Origin of the sequence: Mesorhizobium sp. YR577 (genome assembly GCF_900116595.1) — a bacterium.
Classification (GTDB): domain Bacteria; phylum Pseudomonadota; class Alphaproteobacteria; order Rhizobiales; family Rhizobiaceae; genus Mesorhizobium_M.
Map to the genome: position 1 here is coordinate 1 of NZ_FPBI01000075.1, position 1,078 is coordinate 1,078.

Here is a 1,078-nt window from a genome sequence, read left to right on the forward strand (position 1 = left end):
CATGACCAACCCTACGCTGTTCGAGCCCTACATCCTGGGCTCACTCACCCTTTCCAATCGCATCGTCATGGCGCCCCTGACGCGCAATCGTGCCGGCGCGGGCTTCGTTCCGGGCGATCTCACCGCGAAATATTACAGCCAGCGCGCATCGGCCGGCCTGCTGATTGCCGAAGCCACGCAGATCTCGCAGCAAGGACAGGGCTATCAGGACACGCCCGGCATCTACTCTCAAGCGCAGATCGACGGCTGGCGCAAGGTGACAGAGGCCGTACACGCCAAGGGTGGCCACATCTTCCTGCAGCTCTGGCATGTCGGTCGCGTCTCGCACGTCGACCTGCAAGCGCAGGGTGCTGCGCCCGTGGCGCCCTCGGCGATCCGGGCCAAGACCAAGACCTTCGTCAACAACGCCTTTGTTGAGGTGTCTGAGCCGCGCGCGCTGGAGCTCGACGAACTGCCGGGGATCGTGGATGATTTCCGCAAGGCTGCCGCGAACGCCATGGCGGCCGGCTTCGACGGCGTCGAAATTCATGGAGCCAACGGCTATCTGCTCGACCAGTTCGCCAAGGACAGCGCGAACGTCCGTGACGACGCATATGGCGGTTCCGTCGAGAACCGTGCCCGCCTGATGCTGGAGGTCACGGCTGCGGTCGTCGACGAAATCGGTGCCGAGCGCACCGGCATCCGGATCTCGCCCGTCTCGCCCGCCAACGGCATATCGAGCAGCGACCCCCAGACGCAGTTCGACTATATCGTCGATCACCTCGACGCCTTGGGTATCGTCTACATCCATGTCGTCGAGGGTGCCACGGGCGGATCGCGCGATGTTGCGCCATTCGACTTCGGATCGCTCCGTCGGCGCTTCAACAACACCTATATCGCCAACAATGGCTACGACCTTGAACTCGCAGCAGCGCGGCTCGCCCAGGGCAAAGCCGACCTGTTCGCTTTCGGACGACCGTTCATCGCCAATCCCGACCTTGTAGAACGGATGAAGACCAGCGCACCGCTGGCCGCCTTCGATCAGGCGACGCTCTATGGCGGCGGCTCTGCTGGATATACCGACTATCCCGCCATCGCA

At 63.4% G+C, this 1,078-nt stretch carries 1 protein-coding gene; it reads left to right on the forward strand.

The window, feature by feature from the left end; translation table 11 throughout:
- Nucleotide 1 precedes the first annotated feature (1 nt).
- On the forward strand, nucleotides 2-1,078 hold a 1,077-nt coding region (locus BM413_RS32390; protein ID WP_091918926.1), incomplete at its 3' end, for an alkene reductase.